Here is a 15,873-nt window from a genome sequence, read left to right as displayed (position 1 = left end):
GCCTCGGCAACACAGATACCCTGACACCATACCGACTCAAGAACCGCGCCCCATGACCTCTACCCTGCCCTTTTTGCCTTTTTCCAAACCCACCATCGATGAGGCGACCATCGCCGCCGTCGGCGAGGTGCTGCGCTCGGGCTGGATCACCAGCGGCCCGAAAGTGCAGGCATTCGAAGCCCAGCTGTCCGAGTATTTCGGCGGGCGTCCCGTGCGCACCTTCAATTCGGGCACGTGCACCATGGAAATCGCGCTGCGCATCGCCGGCATTGGCCCCGGCGACGAAGTCATCACCACGCCCGTGTCGTGGGTCGCGACGGCCAACGTCATCATCGAAGTGGGCGCCACGCCCGTGTTTGCCGACATCGACCCCGTCACCCGGAATATCGACCTCGACAAGCTGGAAGCGGCCATCACTCCGCGTACGAAAGCCATCATCCCTGTTTACCTGTCCGGCCTGCCCGTCGACATGGACCGCCTGTACGCGATTGCTGAAAAATACAATTTAAGGGTCGTGGAAGACGCGGCGCAAGCGTTCGGCTCCACCTGGAAAGGCAAGCGCATCGGCGCGTTTGGCGACTTCGTCTCGTTCAGCTTCCAGGCCAACAAGAACATCACCACGGGCGAAGGCGGCTGCCTCGTCCTGAACAACCTGGAAGAAGCGAAGCTGGCCGAGAAATACCGGCTGCAGGGTGTCACCCGCAGCGGCGTGGACGGCATCGACGTCGACGTGCTGGGCGGCAAATACAACATGAGCGACATCATGGCCGCCATCGGCCTGGGCCAGTTCTCCAATATCGACGCCATCACGGCCCACCGCCGCGCGCTGGCGCGCCACTATTTCGCGCAGTTCGGCAGCGACTTCGAAGCGCAGAGCGGCGCCCGGCTGCCCGTGCAGGACTTTGAAAACAGCAACTGGCATCTGTTCCAGATCATCCTGCCCGACAACGGCCCCGGCACGCGCGCCGCGTTCATGCAGGCCATGGCGCAGCAAAACGTGGGAACGGGCTATCATTACGCACCGATCCACCTGTTTACCATGTACCGCGAACGCGGCTTTACCGAGGGCATGTTCCCCGTCTCGGAACAGATCGGCCGCCTGACCGTGACCTTGCCAATGTTCTACGCCATGACGACACAGGACGTGGAACGCGCCGTCGCCACCGTCAAATCCATTCTCATCAAATGAGCAGCGCGCCGATGAAACCTGAACTGTCCGTAATCATTCCGATCTACAACGAGCAGGATGGCCTGGCCAGCCTGTTCGCCCGCCTGTATCCGGCCCTCGATGCCTTGCAGACGAGCTACGAGATCATCTTCATCAACGATGGCAGCCGCGACAACTCGGTGGCCATCCTGGCGGAACAGTTCCGCCAGCGCCCCGACGTCACGCGCGTGATCTTATTCAACGGCAATTATGGCCAGCACATGGCCATCCTGGCCGGCTTTGAAGCCTCGCGCGGGCAGATCATGGTCACGCTCGACGCCGACCTGCAGAACCCGCCCGAAGAAATCGGCAACCTGGTGGCGAAGATGCGCGAAGGTTACGATTACGTGGGCTCGATCCGGCGCAAGCGGCAAGATTCCGCCTGGCGCACCCTGGCCTCGAAGATGATGAACCGCCTGCGCGAACGCATCACCAACATCAAGATCACGGACCAGGGCAACATGCTGCGCGCGTACGGCCGCAATGTGATCGACCTGGTCAACCAGTGCGCCGAAGTCAACACCTTCGTGCCCGCCCTCGCCTACACGTTCGCCCGCAAGCCCACGGAAATCACCGTCGAGCACGAGGAACGCGCCGCCGGCGAGTCGAAATATTCGCTGTACAGCCTGATCCGCCTCAATTTCGACCTCGTCACGGGCTTTTCGCTGATTCCCCTGCAAATCTTTTCCATGCTGGGCATGGCGATGTCGTTGGGCTCGGCGCTGCTGGTGATCTTCCTGCTGGTACGCCGCTTCCTGCTGGGCGCGGAGGCCGAAGGCGTGTTCACCCTGTTCGCCATCGCCTTCTTCTTCATGGGCGTGATCCTGTTCGGCATCGGCCTGGTGGGCGAATACGTGGGACGCATCTTCCAGCAAGTGCGCGCCCGTCCCCGCTATGTGGTGCAAACCATCTTGCAGGATGGTATGGTCCAGGCGGAAGCCGAGGCGCCATCGTACGTGCGCCTGGAAAAGCGCCAGGTGAGCCGCTGATGGGCGCCCCGCGCGCCGTCGTCTTCGGCTACCACAATGTGGGCGTGCGCTGCATCAAGGTGCTGCTGGCCGGCGGCGTCGATATTGCCCTCGTCGTCACGCACGAAGACAGCCCCACGGAAAACCTGTGGTTCGAATCCGTCGCCAGCCTGTGCCAGGCCGAAGGCATCCCGTACATCACGCCTGCGGACGCGCGCGCGCCCGAGCTGCTGGCGCAGGTGCAGGCGGCCAGGCCGGACATGCTGTTCAGCTTTTACTACCGCCACATGCTGCCGGCCAGCATCCTGGAAGTCGCGCCCGCCTACAATATGCACGGCTCGCTGCTGCCGCAGTTCCGCGGCCGCGCGCCCGTCAACTGGGCCGTGCTGCATGGCGCCCCGCAAACGGGCGCCACCTTGCATGAAATGACGGTCAAGCCCGATGCCGGCGCCATCGTCGCGCAAACGGCCGTACCCATCCTGCCCGACGACACGGCGTTCGAAGTGTTCGGCAAGGTCACGGTGGCGGCGGAGCAAACCTTGTGGAACGTGCTACCAGCCTTGCTGGACGGCACGGCGCCGCGCCAGCTCAACGATTTACGCCAGGGCGGCTACTTTGGCGGCCGCACGCCGGAAGACGGCCGCATCGACTGGAAGTTACCCGCGCAGCAGGTGTATAACCTGCACCGGGCCGTCGCGCCCCCGTATCCTGGCGCGTTCACCGAAGTCAACAATGTCGTTTACACCATCGAAAAAGCCCGTTTAAGCAAGCATTCAGCAGGAAGTTTGCCAGCGGGCTTGGCGGTAGTGGATAATTGCATCTTTGGCGTCTGCGGAGACGGCCGCATGCTGGCCATTTCCGCGCTGAGGGCTGCCGGGGAGCCGATTTCGGCTCAGCAATTGCAAGCAAGTCTGACCGCCCGCGTCAGCACACACTGATATCACTCAAGAGAATCTCACATGAAAAAAGTCCTCATCTTAGGCGTCAACGGCTTCATCGGCCACCACCTGTCCAAGCGCATCCTGGAAACCACCGACTGGCATGTCTACGGCATGGACATGAACACGGACCGCATCACGGAATTGCTGGAAGATGACAACTACAAGTCGCGCATGCATTTCTTCGAAGGCGACATCACGATCAACAAGGAATGGGTCGAGTACCACGTCAAGAAATGCGACGTGATCCTGCCGCTGGTGGCCATCGCCACGCCGTCGACCTACGTCAAGCAGCCGCTGCGCGTCTTCGAACTGGACTTCGAAGCCAACCTGCCTATCGTGCGCTCGGCCGCCAAGTACGGCAAGCACCTGGTCTTCCCGTCGACCTCGGAAGTGTACGGCATGTGCCATGACGAGGAATTCGATCCGGAAAACTCGGAACTGATCTGCGGCCCAATCAACAAGCCGCGCTGGATCTATTCGAACGCCAAGCAGCTGATGGACCGCGTGATCTGGGGCTACGGCATGGAAGGCTTGAACTTCACCCTGTTCCGTCCATTCAACTGGATCGGCGCGGGCCTGGACTCGATCCACACGCCAAAAGAAGGTTCCTCGCGCGTGGTGACGCAATTCTTCGGCCACATCGTGCGAGGCGAAAACATCTCGCTGGTCGACGGCGGCGCGCAGAAACGCGCGTTCACCTATATCGACGACGGTATCGATGCGCTGATCCGCATCATCGCCAACAAGAACGGCATCGCCAGCGGCAAGATCTACAACATTGGCAATCCGACCAATAACTATTCGATCCGCGACCTGGCCGGCATGATGCTGACCCTGGCTGCCGAATACCCGGAATACGCCGAAGGCGCGAAACACGTGAAAATCGTGGAAACGACTTCGGGCGCCTACTACGGCGCCGGCTACCAGGACGTGCAGAACCGCGTGCCGAAAATCACGAATACCTGCGAAGAGCTGGGCTGGGCGCCGACCACCACCATGGCCGATTCCCTGCGCAATATTTTCGACGCCTACCGCAGCCAGGTAGCCCAAGCCAAAGCCTTGATGGATTAATGTTGAGCAAGCCGTTCCTGACCCTGAAAATCGACGTCGATACCTATCGCGGCACCCGTGAAGGCATGGGCAATCTGGTGCGCATGCTGGCCGCGCACCAAGCCAAGGCCACCTTTCTGTTCTCGCTGGGCCCCGACCACACGGGCTGGGCCCTGCGGCGCGCCTTGCGGCCCGGCTTTTTCAGCAAGGTGTCGCGCACGTCGGTGGTCGAGCACTACGGCTTGAAAACATTGATGTACGGCACCTTGCTGCCGGGACCCGATATCGGCAAGCAGTGCGCGGCGCAATTGCGCGCCGTGCGCGATGCCGGTTTCGAGTGCGGCATCCACACCTGGGATCACACCCTGTGGCAAGACAATGTGGCCAAGCGCAACGCCGCCTGGACCATTACCATGATGCGCAAGGCCGCCAACCGCTACGAACAGGTGTTCGGCAGCAAGCCGCACACGCACGGCGCGGCCGGCTGGCAAATGAATGTCAGCGCCTTTGTCGAGCACGACACGGCCGGCTACCGCTTTGCCTCCGATGGCCGCGCCATGCTCGACGCGCGCGGCGCAATGGTGCATCCGGGCAATGGCCCGCACCGCGTGCGCAATGGCAACACCATCCTGCGCTGCGTGCAATTGCCCACCACCCTGCCCACCCTGGACGAACTGCTGGGCTGCGAAATCGACGGCAAGCTGATCACCACCGGCAATGTTGCCGCGCATATCCTGTCACTGACGGCGGACAACCCGCGCGATCATGTGTATACCTTGCATGCGGAACTTGAAGGACAGAAACTCGCCCCCATTTTCGAACAACTGCTGACTGGCTGGAAAGCCCAGGGCTACCAGTTTGCGGCGATGGGCGATTATTATGAAAAGATAAAAGATGCGGACTTGCCAATTTGCCCCATCACCTGGGATGAGTTGCCCGGGCGTTCGGGACGCCTGATTGTGCAGGGCAAAGCGGCCTGAATGCTGTATTGTTGCACCTGGATGCGTTGCCAGATTAAAAACCAGCGCTGATGATCACCGTTCAGGAGAGAACCTGTGGCTGATAGCCAATCCCTCGTTAGCATACCCGACTTTAGTGCCGCCATGACCAGCGGCAAGACCTTTCAGTTGCTGGGCCGCCCGGCCAAGGCCACGGTACTGTTTTTCTATCCGAAGGACAACACCCCTGGCTGCACCACTGAAAACATCGCCTTCCGTGACGCGTATCCGCAATTTGTCGCCGCCGGCGTGGAAATCTACGGCATCAGCCGCGATTCCCTGCGCTCGCACGAAAGCTTCAAAGCCAAGCTGGAACTGCCGTTCGAGCTCATTTCCGACCCGGACGAAGCCGTTTGCCTGCTGTTTAACGTCATGAAGATGAAACAGATGTACGGCAAGACCGTACGCGGCGTCGAGCGCAGTACGTTTGTGATTGACGCCCAAGGCCGATTGGTGAAAGAATGGAGAGGCGTGAAGGTCGCAACTCACGTGGAAGAAGTGCTGGAATTCGTAGCGCATCTGAATTGATCGTTCATTTTGATCCAATGCGCGTTGTCGGCTTCCAGCAAGCCTGGTTCAACCGCAGTTCAGTTCACGGTACCTATCGCCATTTTGAGTCAACGAAGCGCCTCCATCCACTCCGCCAGACGGGCCTGCAGCCCGCCGATGGCGTCCATGACCGGCCATGCTGCCGGCCTCCCGGCAGTTATTCGTCCTGTAGCATTGTTGTTCCCCCGCATCCACCCCATGAGAAGTGCCGCCAGAAGCTGGCTGCCCATGGGCGATTCATTCCAGAAATTTTTTGATTGAGATCCTGATGCCACTGCCAAAATTACCGAGCAAGCCAGCCACCATCCTGGCCACCCAAGATTACCCAACCGCAGGCGCAGCGCGCCCGGCCACCAAAACCCCGGCAGCCAAGAAAGTGGCTGCACCGATCATTGAAGCGGCGATCGCCGAAGTTGCCAAACCGGTCCGCAATGCGGCCACGAAGATCAAGCAAGTGGCGGCCCTGATGGTCGCCAAGCCGGCTCCTGCGCCCGCACCGGTTGCGGCCGCGCCTGCCGCCGTTGCCGCGCCTGCAGCGAAAGCCAAGCCGGCGGCAAAAGGCAAGGTCACGCCGATCAAGCCCGTCAAGCAGGCAGAGCAGCCGCATCCGGCCAAGCATAAGCCTGTGGAAGTGCAGCTCAAGTCGTCCGCCAGCCGCGCCGCCGATCAGCGCGGCATCAGCAAGCTGTTCGTGCTCGACACGAACGTGCTGATGCACGATCCATCGTCGCTGTTCCGCTTCGAGGAACACGATGTGTACCTGCCGATGATGACCCTGGAAGAGCTGGACAACCACAAAAAGGGCATGACGGAAGTGGCCCGCAATGCGCGCCAGGTGTCGCGCACGCTCGATGCCCTGATCAGCAACACGGATGACGACGCCATCGAACACGGCATCCTGCTGTCCAAGCTGGGCAACAAGGACGCCAAGGGCCGTCTGTTCTTCCAGACGCGTTTGCAAAGCGCCGACCTGCCGGTAGGCTTGCCAGTGGGCAAGGCCGACAACCAGATCCTGGCCGTCGTGCGTTCGCTCGAGTCGGAACAGGAAGGCCGCCCCGTCGTGCTGGTGTCGAAAGACATCAACATGCGCATCAAGGCGCGCGCCCTGGGCTTGCCGGCCGAAGATTACTTCAACGACCATGTGCTGGAAGACACGGACTTGCTGTACTCGGGCATCGTGCAATTGCCGGACGACTTCTGGAACAAGCACGGCAAGGACATGGAATCGTGGCAGGAAAGCAAGAACGGCTACAGTTCCACCTTCTACCGCGTGACGGGCCCGTTCATTCCATCGCTGCTGGTCAACCAGTTCATCTACCTGGAACCGAAAAACGGCGAAACGCCGTTCTACGGCCAGGTGAAGCAGATCAACGGCAAGACGGCCGTGCTGCAAACCCTGCGCGACTTCAGCCACACGAAGAACAATGTGTGGGGCGTCACGGCGCGCAACCGCGAGCAGAACTTCGCGTTGAACCTGCTGATGAATCCGGAATGCGATTTCGTCACCCTGCTGGGTCAGGCCGGTACCGGCAAGACCCTGCTGGCCCTGGCCGCCGGCCTGGCGCAAGTGCTGGAAACCAAGCTCTACAATGAAATCATCGTCACCCGCGTGACGGTGCCCGTCGGCGAAGACATCGGTTTCCTGCCAGGCACGGAAGAAGAAAAGATGTCGCCATGGATGGGCGCCTTCGACGACAACCTGGAAGTGCTGAACAAGTCCGACTCCGATGGCGGCGAATGGGGCCGTGCGGCAACGCAAGACCTGATCCGCTCGCGCATCAAGATCAAGTCGCTCAACTTCATGCGCGGCCGCACCTTCGTCAACAAGTTCCTCATCATCGATGAAGCGCAAAACTTGACGCCAAAACAGGTCAAGACCCTGGTCACGCGCGCCGGTCCCGGCACGAAGATCCTGTGCCTGGGCAACATCGCCCAGATCGACACGCCGTACCTGACGGAAGGCTCGAGCGGCCTGACCTACGTGGTCGACCGCTTCAAGGGCTGGACCCACAGCGGCCACGTCACCCTGGCCCGCGGCGAGCGTTCGCGCCTGGCCGACCACGCCAGCGAAGTGCTGTAAGTTATAGCGGGCGGCGTCAGCTGCCCCAGTCATTCGAAGCCCCGGCTGCAGCGATGCAGGCGGGGCTTTTTTCATGTGCGCGACTATTTCCTGCGGCATGTTCTAATACCGCTCCTTCTTTCTGGACACCTTGCCGATGCCTCCCGCCCTGCAGTTGCTGCTCTGCTTCATCGTTTTCATGCTCCTCCACATTTCCGTCATGGCGGCCTGCGCCAGGCTGTTCGGCATCACGGTGCGCAGCATCAGCTATGGCGTCGGTCCCACCCTGCTGACCTGGGGCAAAGTGCGCGTCAAGCTGCTGCCGCTGGCCGGCAATCTGGTGCTGAAAGATACGCGTGAGGAAACCTTGTATGACGACGATCCCTGCCTTGACGCCTACAACTTCCAGCCGCTGTGGAAGCAGGCGCTGCTGCCATTGAGCGGCGTGGCCGTGCTGCTGGCCTTGTCACTGGGCATCATGGGAGCCTCGGGCTGGGAGCGCTTTATCGCCGCCTTCGGGCACATCGTCGCTGGCGCGCTGGCGCCGTTGTCGAAGGCGCAGGAATTGCTGGGTGCAGGGGAAACATTTGCCCGCACGCATGGTTTTGCACTGGTGTTCGCCCTGTTCTCGCTGAAACTGTGCGCCTTTAATCTGCTGCCGTTTGCCGGTCTGAATGGGGGCCAGGCGCTGCTGGCCATCGCGCGCGGCGGCAAGCCGTATGTGACGTGGGAAGAGACGGCAGCAAAATGGCTGTTGCTGCCGGGGCTGGCGATCTTGCTGGCGTGGGCAGCGGCGTTCGGCTGGTATGGCTGGCAGGCGCTGGGGGCGTAAGGAAACGCCCCCAAGGTCGCCCGGTCAGCCGACCAGCACCAGCTTGCGGTTGACGAATTCCATGATGCCCAGGTCGGACAATTCGCGGCCGTAACCCGAATGTTTCACGCCGCCAAATGGCAGTTCAGGCGCCGTGACGGCGGGCGAGTTGATGAATACCATGCCCGTGTCGATGCGGCTGGCCATGCGTTTGCCGCGCGCGACGTCTGCCGTGATGATGGTGCCACCGAGGCCGAAGGGAGAATCGTTGGCCAGGGCGATCGCCGCGTCGTCATCCTTGACGCGGAAAATCATGGCGACGGGGGCAAAGAATTCCTGGTAGTAGACGGGATTGCCAGGCGTGACTTCGGTGAGAATGGTCGGCGCCATGAAGTAGCCGGCACGCTCGATGCGCTTGCCGCCCAGCAGCACTTTCGCGCCGCCTTCCACGGCCTGGCCAACTTGCTTGACGGCCAGCTCCAGCGCCGATTTGCTCGACAGCGGCGCCAGGGTCGTGGCGGGATCCATCGGGTCGCCTGGCTGCAGCTTGGCCAGTTCGGCCTGGAAGCGCTCGACAAAGGTATCGGCAATGCTGTCGAGCAGGATAAAGCGTTTCGAGCCGTCGCACACCTGGCCCGCATTCTGGATGCGGCCGATGACGGCCAGCTTGACGGCCAGGTCCATGTCGGCGTCGTCCAGGACGATGAAGGCATCGCTGCCGCCCAGTTCCATCGTGGTTTTCTTCAGGGCCTTGCCGGCCGTGGCCGCCACGGAGGCGCCGGCGCGCTCGCTGCCCGTCAGCGCCACGCCCTGCACGCGCGGGTCGGCAATGGCGGTGGCCACTTGCTCGCTGGACAAGAATGCGTTGCTGTAGGCGCCTGCCGGCGCGCCCGCGTCAAGGAACAGTTTTTCAAAGGCCAGTGCGCACTGGGGCACGTTCGACGCGTGTTTCACTACCAGGGTATTGCCCGCCATCAAATTCGGACCCGCAACCCTGGCCAGCTGGTAATACGGGAAATTCCACGGCTCGACGCAGAAGATCACGCCCAGCGGCGCGATTTCCACGCTGGCCTCGCCGCGCTTGACGTCAAGTTGTTTGGGCGCAAGGAATTGCTCAGCATTATCCGCGTAGTAGTCGAGGATTTTCACGCACAGCGACACTTCCTGCCGCGCTTCCTTGAACAGCTTGCCCATTTCCATGGTGATCAATTTGGCGAAGGCATCGCCTTGTTCCTTCAGCAGCATGGCCGCTTTCTTGACGACTAGCTTGCGCTCGGCAAAGCTGCGCTGGCGCCAGTCGCCCTCGAAAGTCGCGGCTGCCTGGGCCAGCATACTGTCCATTTGCGCATCGCTATGCGGCGTGAAGGTCTGCTCGATCTGTTCGCTGTAGGGATTCGTGGTCTGATAGCTCATCTGGTTTCCTTGGTCTTGGCCCCCGGGAGTGCGTGGGGTAGCTGGACAGTATGCTGGCGGACGCGCCGCGCGACAGTACGCACGCGAACATAGCGGCGAATGGCCGCAGGCGGCATGGCGAGCACCGGCCTATCTCTCTTTGCCACGTGTCCCATGCATGCGGGCTTGCCGCTATTCTTTTTTGCAGACCTGTCGTATGCTCGAGTCAGTGCCGCAAGGCAAACGGCAAAGGAAGCAATATTTTCACCTTCGACACCTGCGGCAAGCACCTGGTCCTGTGGGCGATCCGCGTCTACCAGCGCCATCTATCTCCCTGGAAAGGATTTCGCTGCGCCTACCGCGTGCTGACGGGGCGCGACAGCTGCTCCGCCTATGGCTACAAGGTCATCGCGCGTCACGGCTTGCGCGCCGGACTGGCGCTGCTGCAACGGCGTCTGCGCGCCTGCGGCGAACGCCATCGCCGATACCTGGCGCTGCATCCGCAGACGCGGCGCAGTGCGCGCCGCCAGGCCCAGGCGGGATTTTGCGACTGCGACGTACCTCTGCTGGACTGCGCTTGCGACTGCGCCGACGTGGCCAGCCTGGCTGACTGCTCCCGGCCGGGCCGCGGCAAGAACCCGGCGTGGTTCCGCAACGGCTATACGGCCAGTGCCGCACTGAAACGGCAGCAGGAAGAACACCGCAAGAAGATCAGGCAGCGACAGGAATCGGATAGCTAAATTCACACAATAACTTACAAATGAAATATTCATTCATGAAATGAATAATACCCATTATCACTGTGAATTGGCTGGAAACGGATCGGCGGCCTATACTTAAACCGTCTCCCCTACACTGCTTCCCATGCACACCCTGCTCAGCCCGCATACATCGCGGGCTTTTTGTTCCCGGCCATTGCCACTGCATCTTTCCTCTTTTACCGATTACCGGGCCCGCCGTTCCCCGCCAGCCCAGCCTCCAGCAAGGAGCGCAGCATGATCGTGCGCGAGCGTCCTTCGGCGCTAAGGCTGTTCCTCGTGGTGCGCGGCTCCGTCCTGCCGCGCATCCGCACCACGCTCATCGTCAATACCCTGATCGCCACCCTCGTCACCTGGTGCCACGGCACCTTGTTCGACCACAAGGTGATCTTGACCACCATCCCGTTTACGCTGATCGGCTTGCCGCTGGCCATCTTCCTGGGCTTTCGCAACACGGCCGCCTATGACCGCTACTGGGAAGCGCGCAAGCTGTGGGGCGAACTGGTCTTGCGCAGCCGTAATTTCTCGCGCCAGTGCCAGACCATGATACGCGGCAACACGCCGGCCCACGCGAGGCTGGGCCTCGATGACGTGCGCGTGCGCATGATTTACCGCACCATCGCCTTTTGCCACGCCCTGCGCCACCAGCTGCGCGACACGCGCGGACCGGCCGACTTGCAGCCGCTGCTGCGTCCAGCCGAATGGGAAGCGGCTTGCCAGGCATCGAATCCATCGGACTACCTGATGCTGCAGATGGGCCACGACCTGGCCGACTGCGTCCGGCAAGGCCGCATCGACAGCATCCTCACCGCACAGATCGATAACACGGTTTCGGCCATGGTAGCGGCGGGCGCGTCGTGCGAACGCATCCGCAGCACGCCGATTCCGTTTTCGTATTCGCTGTTGCTGCACCGCACAGCCTATCTGTACTGCTTCCTGCTGCCGTTCGGCCTCGTCGATTCGCTAGGCTTCATGACGCCGTTCGTCGTCGCCATCGTTGCCTACACTTTCTTTGGCCTCGATGCCCTGGGCGACGAGATCGAGGAGCCGTTCGGCGAAGACGCCAACGACCTGCCGCTGTCGGCCATGTGCCGCGCCATCGAAATCAGCTTGCGCGAATCCGTGCAGGACGAGAACGTGCCGCCGCCCATGCAAGCGGACGATTTCCTGCTGAATTAATGCGCACGCCAGCTTCCCCTTGACCTTCCCACCGGGGCAAGGATTACAGTGAACGTACCTAATCATTCAAGGAGTGCTTGCCATGTATCAGTTACAAGTTGAAAACATGAGCTGCGGCCATTGCGTCGGCTCGGTCACGAAAGCGGTGCAGGCCATCGATCCGCAAGCCCAGGTGCAGATCGACCTGGCCAGCAAGCGCGTCACGGTGGAATCACCCGCCGAACTGGGCGCCATCAGCGCCGCCATCGTGGAGGCGGGCTACCCCGTTACCAGCGCGCAGTAACAGCCACAACAGCATTACGACAGCCGGCCTTTGCGCCGGCTGTTTTTTTATCCGTCCAGCTCGGGATAGTGGCGGAAGATGCCTTCCTCATTGAATGCAATTCTGCGCTTCGACTGCAGGTAGCGGGCGATGTTCGGCCGCGCCGCCACCATATCGTGCAGCTCGGACAGGAACGGATATTCGGGTGCCAGGCGCGCCATGGCTTGCGGAAACGCATAACGCAAGCCGGCCAGCATCTGGAACAGCGACAGGTCGCCATACGTGAGCTTTGCGCCCACCAGATACTGGCCCCGGCTGCGATTATTCAGCAGGACCTGGGTAAAATAATCGAGGAATTTCGGCAGCCGTGTTTCGCGGAAATCCGCGCTGCGCAGCATGGCCGCCTGTTTCTGTTCCTCATAATATTGATTCATCGACAGCGGGTGATGCGTGTCGTGCACTTCCGTCAGCCAGTCGGCCATGGTCAGTTGCAGCTGGTTCAGCCATAAACGGCCGCTTTCCGCGCGCGGTGCCAGGCCCAAGCGCCGGCCCAGATACAAGAGGATATTCGTCGTCTGGCCGATCAGCATGTCGCCGTCGCGCAGCACGGGCGGTGCGTAGGCGGCCTGTGGCGTAGCACCGCCATCGAGGCAGGCCAGCATGGCGGGAACGCCTTGCCCCTTGCGTTCAGGTAAACGGGCGATGTCGCGGTAGTCGGCGCCCGCCTCTTCCAGGGCCAGGCGGATGAATTCGCCGCGTCCCTGTATCGTGGGCCAGTAATACAGTTCATACGCCATACGCACCTCCGTTGATTTAACTCAATGGCAGCAAGCCTTCGCTTCCGTGTCGCTGGCCAGCCCCAGGCTTTGCAGGATGGGGCAATCGGGCTTGTCATCGCCATGGCACGACTGCGCCAGGTGAGCCAGCGTGTCGCGCATTTCCGTCAGTTCGGCGATGCGCTTGTCGAGCTCGGCGACGTGGGCCAGGGCGATGCCTTTCACGTCAGCGCTGGCGCGCTGGTCGTTTTGCCACAGCGACAGCAGCTCGCGGATCTGCTCCAGCGAAAAACCCAGCCCCCGCCCGCGCTTGATGAAGCGCAAGGCGTGCAAGTCGTTCGGCGTGTAGATGCGGTAGCCGGCGTCGCTGCGCGCGCTGGGTTTTAACAATGAAATACTCTCGTAGTAGCGTATCATTTTTGCCGATACGCCCGTTTCACTGGCTGCCTGGCCGATATTCATCCTATGACTCCTTGGTATGCGCGCTGCCTGCATGACTGCGGGCTTTCCAGCGGCGCAGCAACAGGGCATTGCTGATCACGCTGACGGAACTGAAGGCCATCGCCGCGCCCGCCACCATGGGGTTGAGCAAGCCGAAGGCGGCCAGCGGAATGCCGATCAGGTTGTAAATGAAGGCCCAGAACAGATTCTGCCGTATCTTGCTGTAGGTGCGGCGCGAGATATCGATGGCGTCCGCCACCAGGGCCGGATCGCCGCGCATCAGCGTGATGCCGGCCGCATGCATGGCCACGTCCGTGCCCGTCGACATGGCGATGCCCACGTCGGCAGCGGCCAGCGCGGGCGCATCGTTGATGCCGTCGCCCACCATGGCCACCTTCGCGCCCTCGCCTTTCAGCGCAACAATTTTAGCGGTTTTATCGGCCGGCAGCATTTTCGCCGCCACCGTGTCGATGCCCAGCAGCTTGCCGACGGCGTCGGCGCTGCCCTGGTTATCCCCGGTCAACATCACCGTGCGGATGCCCAGGCTGTGCAAATGGGCAATAGCCGCCTGCGCATTCGGCTTGACCTGGTCGCTGAAGGCGAACAGGCCCAGCAGCTCCGATCCCGAAGCCAGCCACGAGATCGTATTACCCGTGTTTTCCAGCGACAAGGCTTGTGCCGCCAGCGGTTCCATGTCCACGTTTAACTCCTGCATCAGGCGCGTGCTGCCCAGTTTCAGGTCCAGGCCGTCGACATGCGCCGCCAGGCCGCGGCCCGGCAAGGCCGCCAGAGCCGTGGCCGGCAAGGGTTCGATGTGGCGCGCGCTGGCCGCATCCAGCACGGCAGTAGCCAGGCTGTGTTCGCTGCCGCGCTGGATGCTGGCCGCCAGCTGCAGCAGCCGGGCATCGTCGATGCCGTGCGCATGCAGAGCTGCCAGGGCGGGCTTGCCGATAGTCAAGGTGCCCGTCTTGTCGAACACGACGGTATTGACGGCGTGCGCCACTTCCAGCGCTTCCGCATCCTTGATCAGGATGCCGTAACGGGCAGCCACGCCCGTACCGGCCATGATGGCCGTCGGCGTGGCCAGGCCCAGCGCGCATGGGCAGGCGATGACCAGCACGGCCACTGCATTGATGATGGCGTTCTCCAGCTCGCCGGTGGCGAACCACCAGCCCAGCATGGTCAGCAGCGCCAGCAGCAGCACCACGGGCACGAAGATGGCGCTGACCTTGTCGACCAGGTGCTGGATCGGCGCCTTGGCGGCCTGCGCGTCTTCCACCAGGCGGATGATGCGCGACAAGGTCGTCTCGCCGCCCACGGCCTGGGTACGTACCAGCAACAAACCATCGGCATTGATGGCGCCGCCCGTCACCTTGTCGCCCGGATGCTTATCGACCGGCAAGCTTTCACCCGTGATCAGCGATTCGTTGATCTGGCTGGCGCCTTCCACCACCACGCCATCGACGGCCACCCGTTCACCGGGGCGTATCACCACCAGGTCGCCCACTTTCACCTGTTCCACGGGCAAGTCGATCTCGACGCCGTCGCGGCGCACGCGGGCCGACTCCGGACGCAAGACTTGCAGCGCGCGGATGGCCGAAGCCGTCTGGCGCTTGGCGCGGCTTTCCAGCCATTTGCCCAGCAGCACGAGGGTGATGACGACGGCCGATGCTTCAAAGTACAAATGCGGCAGCATCTCGCCCGCCGTCAGCCATTGATAGACGGACAAGCCATACGCGGCGCTCGTGCCCAGCGCCACCAGCAAATCCATATTGCCGCTGCCGGCACGGGCCGCCTTCCAGCCCGCCTTGTAGAAACGCGCGCCAAAGTAAAACTGCACGGGCGTGGCCAGCGCGAATTGCATCCAGCCGGGCAGCATCAAATGGATACCGCCCCACTCGAGCAGCATGGGCAGCATCAGAGGGAAGGCCAGCACGGCCGCGAACGCCACTTTCATGCCGTCGCGGTTGGGGGCCACTGCGGGCGCGCTGGCCTGGCTGGCGGCAGGAGCCTTGGCCTCGTAGCCGGCCTTGTCGATGGCGGCGATCAGGGTGGCGGCATCGGTGCCGCCCGTGACCTTGATGCGCGCGCTTTCCGTGGCCAGGTTGACGCTGGCGGCCAGCACGCCCGGCACTTTCAGCAGGGCTTTTTCCACCCGGCCCACGCACGAGGCGCACGTCATGCCGGCGATGTTCAGATCGATCTCGCGCTGCGCCACCGTGTAGCCGGCCTTTTCCACGGCGGCCTGCAAAGCGGCCAGGGGAATCGGCGTGTCGGAACTGATTTTGGCCACTTCGGTGGCAAGGTTGACGCTGGCCTGGGTCACGCCCGGCACGGCGGCCAGGGCTTTTTCCACGCGGCCCACGCACGAGGCGCAGGTCATGCCTTCGACCGTGAACGATTGCAAATAAGGGGAAGCTGGCTGCATGGCGCTGATCCTGTAGATAAGAGGTGATGTCTACAGGATCGTCCCTACCATGAT

Annotated in this window: 15 protein-coding genes; 11 read left to right on the top strand and 4 right to left on the bottom strand. The window is 62.1% G+C overall.

Annotated elements, in window-relative coordinates:
- Positions 1 to 52: 52 nt before the first annotated feature.
- From IGS60_RS18390 to IGS60_RS18355, 8 genes are all read left to right on the top strand, one after another.
- On the top strand, positions 53 to 1,189 hold the full coding sequence (locus IGS60_RS18390) for a DegT/DnrJ/EryC1/StrS aminotransferase family protein (protein WP_230505767.1): 1,137 nt from the start codon (positions 53 to 55) through the stop codon (positions 1,187 to 1,189).
- 11 nt (positions 1,190 to 1,200) lie between these two features.
- Positions 1,201 to 2,196, top strand: a complete 996-nt coding sequence (locus IGS60_RS18385) for a glycosyltransferase (protein WP_099410120.1) — start codon at positions 1,201 to 1,203, stop codon at positions 2,194 to 2,196.
- Positions 2,196 to 3,113 carry a formyltransferase gene (locus IGS60_RS18380; RefSeq protein WP_230505766.1) on the top strand — a complete coding sequence of 306 codons (918 nt, stop codon included), beginning with the start codon at positions 2,196 to 2,198 and terminating at the stop codon, positions 3,111 to 3,113. The genes IGS60_RS18385 and IGS60_RS18380 overlap by 1 nt, the downstream gene beginning before the upstream one ends.
- A 21-nt stretch (positions 3,114 to 3,134) precedes the next feature.
- Positions 3,135 to 4,187 (top strand): bifunctional UDP-4-keto-pentose/UDP-xylose synthase, encoded by a 1,053-nt coding sequence (locus IGS60_RS18375; protein WP_070290550.1) that lies wholly within the window; start codon positions 3,135 to 3,137, stop codon positions 4,185 to 4,187.
- Complete coding sequence (locus tag IGS60_RS18370) at positions 4,187 to 5,146, top strand: polysaccharide deacetylase family protein (protein ID WP_070219135.1); 960 nt, start codon at positions 4,187 to 4,189, stop codon at positions 5,144 to 5,146. Before IGS60_RS18375 ends, IGS60_RS18370 begins: the two co-directional genes overlap by 1 nt.
- A 75-nt stretch (positions 5,147 to 5,221) precedes the next feature.
- Positions 5,222 to 5,692 carry a peroxiredoxin gene (locus IGS60_RS18365; RefSeq protein WP_034750445.1) on the top strand — a complete coding sequence of 157 codons (471 nt, stop codon included), beginning with the start codon at positions 5,222 to 5,224 and terminating at the stop codon, positions 5,690 to 5,692.
- 289 nt (positions 5,693 to 5,981) lie between these two features.
- Positions 5,982 to 7,793 (top strand): PhoH family protein, encoded by a 1,812-nt coding sequence (locus IGS60_RS18360; RefSeq protein ID WP_230505765.1) that lies wholly within the window; start codon positions 5,982 to 5,984, stop codon positions 7,791 to 7,793.
- A gap of 136 nt (positions 7,794 to 7,929) precedes the next feature.
- Entirely contained in the window at positions 7,930 to 8,604 is a 675-nt protein-coding gene (locus tag IGS60_RS18355) for a site-2 protease family protein (RefSeq protein WP_230505764.1), read from the top strand.
- Positions 8,605 to 8,628: 24 nt separating this feature from the next.
- On the opposite strand, the gene IGS60_RS18350 is transcribed toward IGS60_RS18355, so the two are convergent.
- Positions 8,629 to 9,996 (bottom strand): NAD-dependent succinate-semialdehyde dehydrogenase, encoded by a 1,368-nt coding sequence (locus tag IGS60_RS18350; RefSeq protein WP_230505763.1) that lies wholly within the window; start codon positions 9,994 to 9,996, stop codon positions 8,629 to 8,631.
- Positions 9,997 to 10,046: 50 nt separating this feature from the next.
- On the opposite strand from IGS60_RS18350, the gene yidD reads away from it, so the two are divergent.
- The 3 genes from yidD to IGS60_RS18335 all read left to right on the top strand — a co-directional run bounded on the left by yidD (position 10,047) and on the right by IGS60_RS18335 (position 12,195).
- Entirely contained in the window at positions 10,047 to 10,715 is a 669-nt protein-coding gene (gene yidD, locus IGS60_RS18345) for a membrane protein insertion efficiency factor YidD (RefSeq protein WP_230505762.1), read from the top strand.
- A gap of 255 nt (positions 10,716 to 10,970) precedes the next feature.
- Entirely contained in the window at positions 10,971 to 11,912 is a 942-nt protein-coding gene (locus IGS60_RS18340; protein WP_230505761.1) for a bestrophin family protein, read from the top strand.
- 82 nt (positions 11,913 to 11,994) lie between these two features.
- Complete coding sequence (locus IGS60_RS18335; protein WP_070219128.1) at positions 11,995 to 12,195, top strand: heavy-metal-associated domain-containing protein; 201 nt, start codon at positions 11,995 to 11,997, stop codon at positions 12,193 to 12,195.
- 47 nt (positions 12,196 to 12,242) lie between these two features.
- Here IGS60_RS18335 and IGS60_RS18330 read toward each other — a convergent pair whose 3' ends face one another.
- Genes IGS60_RS18330 through IGS60_RS18320 form a run of 3 tightly spaced genes read right to left on the bottom strand, consistent with a single transcriptional unit; the run spans position 12,243 to position 15,819 of the window.
- Positions 12,243 to 12,971, bottom strand: coding sequence for a glutathione S-transferase (locus IGS60_RS18330; RefSeq protein ID WP_205602270.1), 729 nt, complete (start codon positions 12,969 to 12,971; stop codon positions 12,243 to 12,245).
- A 21-nt stretch (positions 12,972 to 12,992) separates the two neighbouring features.
- Positions 12,993 to 13,412: a Cu(I)-responsive transcriptional regulator gene (gene cueR, locus IGS60_RS18325; protein ID WP_070219126.1), complete on the bottom strand. Its 420-nt coding sequence runs from the start codon at positions 13,410 to 13,412 to the stop codon at positions 12,993 to 12,995.
- Position 13,413: 1 nt separating this feature from the next.
- Positions 13,414 to 15,819 carry a heavy metal translocating P-type ATPase gene (locus IGS60_RS18320; protein ID WP_230505760.1) on the bottom strand — a complete coding sequence of 802 codons (2,406 nt, stop codon included), beginning with the start codon at positions 15,817 to 15,819 and terminating at the stop codon, positions 13,414 to 13,416.
- Positions 15,820 to 15,873 lie beyond the last annotated feature (54 nt).

The sequence above is a fragment of the Janthinobacterium sp. FW305-128 genome, from assembly GCF_020858135.1.
Taxonomy (GTDB): domain Bacteria; phylum Pseudomonadota; class Gammaproteobacteria; order Burkholderiales; family Burkholderiaceae_D; genus Janthinobacterium.
Note: the sequence above shows the minus strand (reverse complement) of the source record. Positions and strands in the feature narration are given on the sequence as shown.

Excerpts from the sequence above, each read along its gene's own strand:
- IGS60_RS18390 (WP_230505767.1), top strand. The coding sequence starts at position 53 with ATGACCTCTACCCTGCCCTTTTTGCCTTTTTCCAAACCCACCATCGAT.
- IGS60_RS18385 (WP_099410120.1), top strand. The coding sequence starts at position 1,201 with ATGAAACCTGAACTGTCCGTAATCATTCCGATCTACAACGAGCAGGAT.
- IGS60_RS18380 (WP_230505766.1), top strand. The coding sequence starts at position 2,196 with ATGGGCGCCCCGCGCGCCGTCGTCTTCGGCTACCACAATGTGGGCGTG.
- IGS60_RS18375 (WP_070290550.1), top strand. The coding sequence starts at position 3,135 with ATGAAAAAAGTCCTCATCTTAGGCGTCAACGGCTTCATCGGCCACCAC.
- IGS60_RS18370 (WP_070219135.1), top strand. The coding sequence starts at position 4,187 with ATGTTGAGCAAGCCGTTCCTGACCCTGAAAATCGACGTCGATACCTAT.
- IGS60_RS18360 (WP_230505765.1), top strand. The coding sequence starts at position 5,982 with ATGCCACTGCCAAAATTACCGAGCAAGCCAGCCACCATCCTGGCCACC.
- IGS60_RS18355 (WP_230505764.1), top strand. The coding sequence starts at position 7,930 with ATGCCTCCCGCCCTGCAGTTGCTGCTCTGCTTCATCGTTTTCATGCTC.
- IGS60_RS18350 (WP_230505763.1), bottom strand. The coding sequence starts at position 9,996 with ATGAGCTATCAGACCACGAATCCCTACAGCGAACAGATCGAGCAGACC.
- yidD (WP_230505762.1), top strand. The coding sequence starts at position 10,047 with ATGCTGGCGGACGCGCCGCGCGACAGTACGCACGCGAACATAGCGGCG.
- IGS60_RS18340 (WP_230505761.1), top strand. The coding sequence starts at position 10,971 with ATGATCGTGCGCGAGCGTCCTTCGGCGCTAAGGCTGTTCCTCGTGGTG.
- IGS60_RS18335 (WP_070219128.1), top strand. The coding sequence starts at position 11,995 with ATGTATCAGTTACAAGTTGAAAACATGAGCTGCGGCCATTGCGTCGGC.
- IGS60_RS18330 (WP_205602270.1), bottom strand. The coding sequence starts at position 12,971 with ATGGCGTATGAACTGTATTACTGGCCCACGATACAGGGACGCGGCGAA.
- cueR (WP_070219126.1), bottom strand. The coding sequence starts at position 13,412 with ATGAATATCGGCCAGGCAGCCAGTGAAACGGGCGTATCGGCAAAAATG.
- IGS60_RS18320 (WP_230505760.1), bottom strand. The coding sequence starts at position 15,819 with ATGCAGCCAGCTTCCCCTTATTTGCAATCGTTCACGGTCGAAGGCATG.